Source organism: Nonomuraea maheshkhaliensis (assembly GCF_039529435.1).
GTDB classification, from domain to species: Bacteria; Actinomycetota; Actinomycetes; order Streptosporangiales; family Streptosporangiaceae; genus Nonomuraea; species Nonomuraea maheshkhaliensis.
This window is the reverse complement of the sequence record NZ_BAAAMU010000218.1, coordinates 1-9,494: the sequence shown is the minus strand read 5'-3', so window position 1 is coordinate 9,494 and position 9,494 is coordinate 1. Positions and strand designations below refer to the sequence as shown.

General features: G+C 73.0%; 7 protein-coding genes and 1 pseudogene. 4 read left to right on the top strand and 4 right to left on the bottom strand.

What is annotated here, in order from left to right:
• Together ABFX54_RS54750 and ABFX54_RS54745 are read left to right on the top strand one after the other, a co-directional pair.
• A partial coding sequence (locus ABFX54_RS54750) for an SbcC/MukB-like Walker B domain-containing protein (protein ID WP_346115272.1) occupies positions 1-898 on the top strand: 898 nt, incomplete at its 5' end.
• A 355-nt stretch (positions 899-1,253) separates the two neighbouring features.
• Positions 1,254-2,141, top strand: coding sequence for an NAD-dependent epimerase/dehydratase family protein (locus ABFX54_RS54745; RefSeq protein ID WP_346115271.1), 888 nt, complete (start codon positions 1,254-1,256; stop codon positions 2,139-2,141).
• Between the two features lie 291 nt (positions 2,142-2,432).
• On the opposite strand, the gene ABFX54_RS54740 is transcribed toward ABFX54_RS54745, so the two are convergent.
• Positions 2,433-3,065 (bottom strand): HAD family hydrolase, encoded by a 633-nt coding sequence (locus ABFX54_RS54740; protein WP_346115270.1) that lies wholly within the window; start codon positions 3,063-3,065, stop codon positions 2,433-2,435.
• A 105-nt stretch (positions 3,066-3,170) separates the two neighbouring features.
• Between ABFX54_RS54740 and ABFX54_RS54735 the strand changes: the two genes are divergently transcribed.
• Positions 3,171-4,460, top strand: coding sequence for an MFS transporter (locus ABFX54_RS54735; protein ID WP_346115269.1), 1,290 nt, complete (start codon positions 3,171-3,173; stop codon positions 4,458-4,460).
• 107 nt (positions 4,461-4,567) lie between these two features.
• Here ABFX54_RS54735 and ABFX54_RS54730 read toward each other — a convergent pair whose 3' ends face one another.
• Positions 4,568-5,779 (bottom strand): homocitrate synthase/isopropylmalate synthase family protein, encoded by a 1,212-nt coding sequence (locus ABFX54_RS54730; RefSeq protein WP_346115268.1) that lies wholly within the window; start codon positions 5,777-5,779, stop codon positions 4,568-4,570.
• A 68-nt stretch (positions 5,780-5,847) separates the two neighbouring features.
• Between ABFX54_RS54730 and ABFX54_RS54725 the strand changes: the two genes are divergently transcribed.
• Positions 5,848-7,266 (top strand): citrate/2-methylcitrate synthase, encoded by a 1,419-nt coding sequence (locus ABFX54_RS54725; RefSeq protein WP_346115267.1) that lies wholly within the window; start codon positions 5,848-5,850, stop codon positions 7,264-7,266.
• On the opposite strand, the gene ABFX54_RS54720 is transcribed toward ABFX54_RS54725, so the two are convergent.
• Both ABFX54_RS54720 and ABFX54_RS54715 read right to left on the bottom strand, forming a co-directional pair.
• On the bottom strand, positions 7,242-9,068 hold the full coding sequence (locus ABFX54_RS54720) for a hypothetical protein (RefSeq protein WP_346115266.1): 1,827 nt from the start codon (positions 9,066-9,068) through the stop codon (positions 7,242-7,244). The two genes, ABFX54_RS54725 and ABFX54_RS54720, sit on opposite strands and share 25 nt — an antisense overlap.
• Positions 8,956-9,494: pseudogene (locus tag ABFX54_RS54715) on the bottom strand (hypothetical protein); the annotation flags it as partial. The pseudogene ABFX54_RS54715 and the gene ABFX54_RS54720, both read right to left, overlap by 113 nt.

Sequence of the window (9,494 nt, the reverse complement as noted above, 5' to 3'; positions counted from 1 at the left end):
GGGGGAGGGGGAAGCGGGGTTGGGGGAGGTGGGGGAGGGGGAGGCCGCGTACGGGAGCCCGGGGGAGCGGGAGAGCAAGGCGGAGCTGCTGCGGCGGCTGGACGACGAGCATGCCGCCGTGAGCGGCGTGCTGGCCGATCCCGAGCTGGTGGCGGCGGCGGCCGAGCCCGCGCCGGATCTGGCCGCGATCGAGGCCGAGCGCGACGAGCTGGAGGCGGCCTACACCAGGCTGTCGAGCGCCCTCGACCGGGTGCGGGCCAGGGCGCGACGGCTGGAGGAGCTGCACGCCGAGCTGTCCGAACGCATCGAGCACTGGCGCCCCCTGGCCGAGCGGCACCGGCTGGCCGAGCGGATGGCGGCCCTGGCCAGCGGCACATCCGGCGACAACCAGTGGAGCATGAGCCTGTCCTCCTACGTGCTCGGCGAGCGCCTGCGCCAGGTCGTGGACGCCGCGAACGAACGGCTCGACCACATGTCGGGCGGTCGCTACCTGCTCCGGCACGACCTGCGGAAGACGGCCGGCTCCCGCACCCGCGCCGGCGGCGGGCTGGGGCTGCGCGTGGCCGACGGTTGGACCGGCGTCGACCGCGATCCCGCCACTTTGTCCGGCGGCGAGAGCTTCATCACCTCGCTGGCCCTGGCGCTGGGGCTGGCCGACGTCGTCACGGCCGAGGCGGGTGGCGCGGAGCTGGGCACGCTGTTCGTGGACGAGGGGTTCGGCACACTCGACGAGGACACGCTCGACAGCGTCCTCGACATCCTCGACGGGTTGCGTGACGGCGGGCGGGCGGTGGGCATCGTCAGCCACGTGGCCGAGCTGCGCTCCCGGATCACCGCCCAGCTCAAGGTCACCAAGACCCGCACGGGCTCCACACTGCGAGCGGTGGGCCTGAGCTGACCTTCGCACCACGTACGCGGGCGGGGGTGGGCTTGCGCTGACTTCCGCACCGCGTACGAGGGGGGCGGGCTTGCGCTGAGGGCATGATGTCCGGCTCCGCTCCGCGGGCGGTGGCGGTGGCGGTGGCGGTGGCGGTGGCGGTGGTGGCGGCGGTGGTGGGCAGTGGTGGTTGTGGTGGTTGCGGTGGTTGCGGTGGTTGCGGTGGCGCCGGGTCGTGCCGGGCGGAGAAGGCGGTGCCTGCGCTGGTCGCGTACGGGCTCCGGCGGAGCGCGCCACGAGGGCGTTCCGGGGAGATGACCTTCGTGCCAGGGGCGCACTACGCTGGACCGGCCGAGAGAGCAAGGGAGCGGTCATCATGCGCGTCGTCGTCACGGGAGCCCATGGCAAGGTGGGCAGAGCGGCCGTCAAGGCCCTGGCCGAGGCGGGTCACGAGGTGACCGCCACCGACCTCACCCGCCCGGTCTGGGAACGCCACGAGCCGGAGACCCCCCGCTACGTGCAGGCCGACCTGACCGACGCCGGGCAGGCTTTCGCCGTGACGCACGGGGCCGAGGCTGTCGTGCACGCGGCGGCGATCCCGGATCCCACCTCCAACCCGGCGCAGGTGGTGTTCCAGAACAACCTGATGTCCACGTTCAACATGATCGAGGCGGCGGTGCGGTTCGGCGTGCCGCGGTTCGTGAACATCTCCAGCGAGACCGTGCCCGGGTTCTTCTTCCCCGAGCGGCCGTTCCTGCCCGACTACGCGCCGGTGGACGAGGAGCACCCGATCCGGCCGCAGGACCCGTACGCGCTGGCCAAGCACTTCGGCGAGCAGCTCATGGACGCGGCGGTGCGCCGGTCGGACATCCGGTGCATCTCGCTGCGGCCGAGCTGGGTGCAGCACGAGGGCAACTACGAGCGCAACCTCGGGCCGCAGGTGCGCGACGCCTCCGTGGTGGGGGCGGGGCTGTGGAGCTACATCGACGTGTACGACCTCGCGGACGCGATCGTGCTGGCCGCCGAGTCCGAACTGCCCGGGCACGAGGTGTTCTACATCGCCTCGCCGGACAACGCGGGCGGGCACGACTTCGCGGCCTCGCTGCGGCGGTATCACGGTGACCGGATCGAGCTGCGGGCGCTGGCCCGTCCGGACGCGTCGGGCATCTCCTGCGCCAAGGCCCACAGGCTGCTGGGCTGGACCCCGAAGCGGTCGTGGCGCGACTACCTCGACGAGAACGGCCGCACCCGCGAAGACGTGTGACGGCCCGTCCCGCATGGGGCGTGCCGGCAGGCCGTCCGTCCCGTACGCCGGCGCGGCGACCGTCCGGCAAGCCGTCCCCCGTACGGCGGCGCGGTGCCCGTACCGGCAGGCCGTCCCGTGCGGCGGCGAGGGTGCCCGTACCGGCAGGCCGTCCCGTGCGGCGACGAAGGCGGCCGTACTGACAGGCCGTCCCCTTACCTACGGTCGCGGCTCCGCCGGAGCGGCGCGTCCCCGAACGCGATCCCCGGCGGCCGGGGACGAGCAGGGAGGGGCACTGGTGCAGCCGTCGCTTCAGTCGAGGGCGGCGATCAGGTCGGGGAGTTTGGCGGGCTCGTGGAAGAGGGTCGCCCCCAGCCCCTCCAGCCGGGACACCGGCGTGATGCCGCCGGCGAAGGCCAGGCAGCGCATGCCCGCGCTCACCGCCGCCGCCACCCCGAACGGGCTGTCCTCCACCACCACGCACCGCTCGGGCTCGGCCCCCATCACGGCCGCGGCGTGCAGGAACAGGTCGGGCGCCGGTTTGCCCCTGGTCACGTCCTCGACGCTGAACACGTTCCCGGCGAACCGGTCGGCCAGGCCGGTCAGTTCGAGGCTGCGGCGGATGGTGGCGTGGCGGCCGTTGGAGGCCACGCAGCAGGGCATGGTGAGCCGGTCGAGCGCCTCCTCGATGCCCTCGATCGTGCGCAGCTCGGCCTTGACGGCGGCCACGTAGTCGGCGTTGAGCTGCTCGCGCCAGCCGGGAGGCGTCTGGCCGATCTGCTCAAGCCAGTACTCGTTGGTGCAGCCGACGAAGCGTTCGGCGTACTCGTTCTCGTCGATCGTCCAGCCCAGGCGCCGTAGTGCGGCGGTGCCCACGCGTACGGAGATCGGCTCGCTGTCCACCAGCGTCCCGTCGCAGTCGAAGATGACCAGCTCGACAGCCAAACCGTGTTCCTTTCCCCGAGTCAGCAGCGCTTGAAACTTAACATTGCGCAGGTGATAGCGTTCGCGTGTCATTTCACAAGACGCTAGTCCGCATGGTGAGACACAATGACGACATCCCCCCAGACGTCGGCGCCGAGCCGGTCGAGGATCGCGACCGCCAGCCTGATCGGCACCGCCATCGAATTCTATGATTTCTACATTTACGGCACCGCCGCGGCCCTGGTGCTCAACACCGCCTTCTTCCCCGAGATGGACCAGTTGGCGGGCAACCTCGCGGCGTTCTCGACGTTCGCGGTGGCGTTCATCTCGCGGCCGCTCGGCTCGGCCGTCTTCGGCCACTGGGGCGACCGGATCGGCCGCAAGTCCATGCTGGTCGTGTCGCTGCTGGTGATGGGGCTCTCGACGGTGGTGATCGGGCTGCTGCCCGGCTACGCCTCGATCGGCGTGCTCGCGCCCGTGCTGCTGGTGCTGCTGCGCTTCACCCAGGGCATCGGCCTCGGCGGCGAGTGGGGCGGCGCGGCGCTGCTGGCCACCGAGCACGCGCCGCCGGGCAAGCGCGGGCTCTACGCGATGTTTCCGCAGCTCGGCCCATCGGCCGGGTTCATCGTGGCGAACGGGCTGTTCCTCATCCTGGGGGAGACGCTGAGCGAGGGGCAGTTCGACAGCTGGGGCTGGCGGCTGCCGTTCGTGGCGAGCCTGCTGCTGGTGGTCGTCGGCCTGTACGTACGGCTGAAGATCTCCGAGACGCCCGTCTTCCAGCAGGCCATGGACGAGCGCCGGATCGCCAAGGTGCCCTTCGCCGGCCTCATGCGGCACCAGTGGCGGCGCGTGCTGCTCGGCGCCGGCGCCATGACGATCGCGTACACGCTCTTCTACACCGCCACCACCTACTGCCTCGCCTACGGCACCGGCACGCTGCAGATCCCCAGGACCACGATGCTCGCGCTGACCATGATCGGGGTGGTGTTCATGGCGGCCGGCACGGTCGTCTCGGCCGTGGTGTCGGACCGGGTGGGCCGCCGCCGCACGCTGATCACGGGCACGATCGCGGCCGTGGCGTGGGGGCTGGTGATGTTCCCGCTGATGGAGACGCGCTCGGTGTTCCTGGTCGGGCTGGCGCTGGCCGGGGCGCTCGCGCTCATGGGGCTGGTCTTCGGGCCGATGGGCGCGTACCTGCCCGAACTGTTCAGGACCGAATACCGCTACAGCGGCGCCTCCACCGCCTACAGCCTCGGCGGCGTGCTCGGCGGCGCGGTACCGCCGCTGGTCGCGACCGGCATGCAGGCGGGCGGGCTGGGGGCGATGGCGGTCGGCGGGTACGTCGCCGCGATGGCCGTGCTGAGCCTGCTCTGCCTGCTCGCCCTGCCCGAAACCGGCGACAGCGCCCTGCGCTGACCGGCGGCCGTTGAGCCCGCGCTGATCGGGCTCAACGGCCACGGCGATTCGTGGTGACCGGGCTCAAGGGCCGCGTGACAGCAGCGGCATTTCGCGCCGGCCGGGCCTCAGTACCCGGGGAACAACAGGGACAACTCGCGCGGGTGGGCCGCGATCAGACGAAGTTCGTCATCGGTGAGCGGCCTCCCCGTCATCGCGTTGCAGAGCTGGACCAGCCGGAACGACAGGTCCTCGTCGGCCACCTCGGCGCCGAGCCCGTCCATGACGTGCCGGAAGCCGGCCTTGCCGCCGTACTCGCCGGTCAGCACCACCCGGCCCGCCCGCGCGTGCCGGTCCTCGGGGAACGGGCCCAGCGTCGCCTCGTCGTACAGCTCGTAGTTGCCGTGATCCTTCAGCGCGCCGTCGGCGTGGATGCCCGACTCGTGCGCGAACGCGTTGCGCCCCACCCCCACCTGGTTGTACGGCAGCGGCTGCCCCAGCGCGTAGCTCGCCCACAATGCGAACCGGCGCGCCCACGACAGATCCAGCGGATCGCCGATCTTCGCGTCGAGGCCGAACGCGTGCCGGAACGCCAGCACGGTGGACAGCAGGTCGGCGTTGCCCGAACGCTCGCCGACGCCGTTGACGCACGTGTTGATCCACGCGTCCTGCCCGGCGTCGAGGTCGCCGAGCGCGCCCGACACCGAGTTGGCCACCGCCATGCCCAGGTCGTTGTGGCAGTGCGTCTCGACCGGCATCGCCGCGCCCGAGGCCAGCCTGGCGAAGCGCTCGCGGATCCGGCCGGGCGAGTCGCCGCCGATGGTGTCGCAGTAGCGTACGCGGTCGGCGCCCGCCTCCTTCGCCGCCAGCGCGAACTCCAGCAGGAACCCGTCGTCGGTCCGCGAACCGTCCTCGGCGTTCACCCCGACCGTCAGCGCCCCCGCGCCCTTGGCCACGCGGACGGCGGCCGTCATCTCCCTGATGATCTCCTCCCTGCCCAGCCGGCCGCGGAACTTGTTCTGGATCATGTAGTCGGACGTCGAGATGGACAGGTTGTAGTGCTTCAGCCCGAGCGGTGCCGCCTGCTCCACGTCCTGCGGCACGCCCCGGCACCACCCCGACAGCCGCAGCTCCCCGAACACGCCCGCCTCGGCCAGCGCCACCTGCGCCCTGACGTAAGGCGCCTCGTGGAAGAGGAACGGGAACCCGATCTCGGACTGCGCCACCCCGAGCCTGGCCAGATAGAAGTTGACCATGGTCTTGCCGAACTTCGACAGCCCGGTGCGCGCGGTCTGCACGCCGTCCCGGTTGGTCACATCGAGGAAGTGAACGTTAGGCATGCCCTCACGTTGACATGCTCGTTAAAGATGGATCAATATTGACTTTCATCAACTATGGAGGCTGTCGGGTGGCGGAGTGGATCGACGCGGCCACGGCGTCGGAACGGCTGGGCGTCAAAACCGCGACGCTGTACGCGTACGTGAGCAGGGGAGTGCTGCGGCGGCGGCACGGCGAGGACGGGCGGCGCAGCCTCTTCTCCGCCGAGGAGGTCGAACGCCTGGCCCGCCGCGGCCGCCCGCGCAACCAGCAGCCGGAGCTGGTCATCGAGTCGGCCATCACGGCACTCGGGGTCGACCGGCCCTACTACCGCGGCCTCGACGTGCTCGGCCTGGCGGGAACGGCCCCGTTCGAGACGGTCGCGGAATGGCTCTGGACCGGCGACCGCGCCGTCTGGCCCACCACCCGGGCGACTCCCGTGGACGATCCGCACGCTTCCACCGCCGTCCCGGACATCCCGGCCACCGCGAAGACCCCGGCGGCCCCGGCCGTCGCCACCGGCGGCTCGGGCCCTTCCGACGATCCGGGCATCCCGGTCGTCTCGGCGGGTGGGCCGTCACCCGCGGCGTGGCGGCGTGAGCCCGAGGCGCTGGAGGCGGTCGGTGGGCAGCGCAGGATGCCGTCACCTGCGGCGTGGCGGTGTGAGCCCGAGGCGCTGGAGGCGGTCGGCACCGCTCAGCGCGGGCTGCCCGCCGACCTCCTGCCGCTCGACCGGCTCCAGGTGATCACCACGGTCCTCGGCGCGTCCGACTCCCTCCGCCACCAGCTCGACCCCGCCTCCGTCGTCGCCACCGGCCGCCGCATGATCGCCGGCCTGGTGGGCGCGCTGCCCCAGCTCAGCGAGCCCAGCGGCGACTCGATCGGCGAGCGCCTGTGGTCGCGCCTGTGCCCGTCACCCGCCACGCCCGCCCTGCTCACCGCCCTCGAAGGCGCCCTCGTCCTGCTCGCCGACCACGAACTGGCCGCCTCCACACTCGCCGCCAGGGTCGCCGCCTCCGCCAAGGCCGACCCGTACGCCGTGGTGCTGACCGGCCTCGGCGTCCTGGGCGGCCCGCTGCACGGAGGCGCGTCGTACGGCGCCGAACGCCTGCTGGCCGAGATCGCCGAGCCGCACATGGCCGCCCGCGCCGTCACCGACCGGGTACGGCGCGGCGAACGCATCCCCGGCTTCGGCCACAGCGTCTACAAGAACGGCGACGCCCGCGGCGCCCTGCTGCTCGACCTGGTCAGAACCGCCGCCCCCGATCATGGGCGCGTCGCCGCCGGTGACGCCCTGCTGGCGGAGATGCGCCGTCGCCGCCTCCCTGACCGCAACATCGACTTCGCCCTCGCCGTCCTCACCGCGGTAGCCGGCATGGTGAGTGGGGCGGGCGAGGCGATCTTCGCAGTGGCCAGGGCGGCAGGCTGGCTCGCCCACGCAATGGAGGAGTACGACCGCGGCTCCCTCCTCCGCCTCCGCGCCTCCTACACCGGCCCCCCAACCAAGTGAACGGGCCGCACCGGGGCCGGGGCGCCTCGGTCGACGTATGACGAGAGGGCCCGGACGCGTTCGGCGTGGTGGTCGTGGCCGACGATCACCGGGGGCTCGTTGTACGGCATCGCGTCCGACGAGCGCCGCAACTTGATGTACTGCCCGCAGGCGTCGATCGCGTACGGCTCCATGTCGTCCTGCAGCGCCCCGATCACCGTGATCCCGTACGTCTCGCCGATCCGCCTGAACAGCGCCACCGCCTCCCTACGGTGCTCCTTGCCCAGGTTGCGGCCGAGTTCGTCGAGGACCAGGCACAGATGGCCGCCCCCGGAGGAGGCGATGGCCGCCGCGCACACCAGTTTGACGGCCTTCTCGTCCATGAGCGCCGTGTTGGCCCGCCGGTTGTACGGGACGAACCCCTGCCCCTCGCCCCGCCGCCACTTCGGCGTCACCCGCCACTGCCAGCGCTGCTCGGGGTCGGCCGGAGCCGGCGGCACCGGGAACTCCAGGGTCGCGCCGTAGCCGCCGTAGGAGGTGTCGAGCTTGTCGAACTCCTCGGCCACCCGCGTGAGCCGCGCCTTGATCGCCGCCGTCAGCGCCGCCCGGTGCACGGCCGTCGACTGGGCCGCCTCCTCCGCGCCCCTGGCCGCCGCCGCCAGGTCGCGCTGGCGGGAGCCGAGCTGCGCCTCGATCTGGCGCCGCTGGTGGCGTTCGTACTCCTCCTGCCCCCGCAGATAGGACGCCAGCGCCCCGCACACGCCCGCGAACGTCGCCTGCTCGCGCGCCGTGCTGCCTTCCCGCTCGCTCAGCAGGAACCGCAGCTCCTCGGGGATCTCCGCCTCCTCCTCGGGGAACGTGTCGCGCAACGCCTGGTCGAGGTGGCGTTCGGCGACCCGCCACCACTCCTCGGCGGCACGCGGCCGCTCCTCCTCGGGCAGCGCCGCCAGCCACTCGCGGGCGGTCTCGATCGTGCCGCCCCAGTCGGCGGCCAGCGCCGCCAGCTTGAGCGCCTCCCGCTCCGCGCCGACCTTCGCCTCCAGCCCGCGCGCCTGCGCCCGCTCGGCCTCGTGCCGCTGTCTGCGGCCCTCCAGCCGCTCGATCTCCATGTCCCTGGTACGGGCGCGGAAGTCGAGTGAGCCCGCCTGCCGTTCGAACTCGGCCACCTTCGGCGCCAGCTCCTCGATGGCCCCGTTGAGCTCGCCCAGCCTGGCCCGGCGCTCGGCGAGCTTCGCCTCCAGCTCGGCCAGCCGCACCCCGGCCCTGGCACCCTCCAGCCGCCGCTGCGCCCGCGCGACCGACTCCTCCCCGTCGTGCACGGCCTGGGCGGCGCTCTCCTGTACGTCTCTGGCCCGGTTGAGCCGCTGCTCGGCCGCCTTGATCCGGGCCTCGCGCCCGGTCGCGACCCCGTCGAACGCCCCGACGACGCTCACCCCGGCCGCGCTGACCAGCACGGACCCGGGCAGCGCGGCCAGGGCGGCAGCGGCGGCGTCGAGCTGGGCGGCGTCCACGATCACGGCGTGCTCGTTGGGCCAGCCACGCAACTCGCCCAGCGCCCCGGTCATGGTCGTGGTCCCGGCGCCGGTCCCGCTCCCGGCCTGCCCCTGCGATCTGCCGTAACGCGCCTTGAGCGCTTCCCCGAGCGCCTGCCCCTCCCCGCCTCCGGCCCCGCCGTCAGCACCAGCATCGCCGGCGGTACCGGCGCCGGCATCAGCGCCCGCGCCACCACCTGCGAGGACGCCCGCGCCACCGTCGGCGAGGCCACCACGGGCGAGGCCGGTTCCGTCGGGGGTGTGGGCGGCGTCGCGGGCCTGCTCGGCCACGTCCAGGGCGTCGAGCAGGCCGGTGGCGCCGATGCCGGCCGCCGCCAGCGCGTTGAGCTGGGCCGCCGCCGGGCCGCCCCCCCCGCGCGGCGTCGAGCGCGGCCTGGGCCGAGGAGACTTCCCGGTCGGCCACGCCGAGCGCCTTGAGCGCCTCGTTGAGCCGCAGCCGCACCTCGCCCAGCTCCCGCTCGGCCGCCGGCACGTCGCGCCCGTCGGCGAAGCGGCGCGTCTCCTCCAGGGCCGGGATCAGCCCGCGCAACTCGTCGGCGGAGTTTTCCGCCACGGCGCGGTCGGCTTCGAGCTTGGCCGCCCGCGCCTGCATCGCCGCCAGCTCCTTGCGGGCCTGCGACACCTGCCGGTCGAGAGTGTCTTCGCGCAGGGTGGCGATCTCGGCCTTGACCATGGCGATCGACTCGGCGGCCGCCT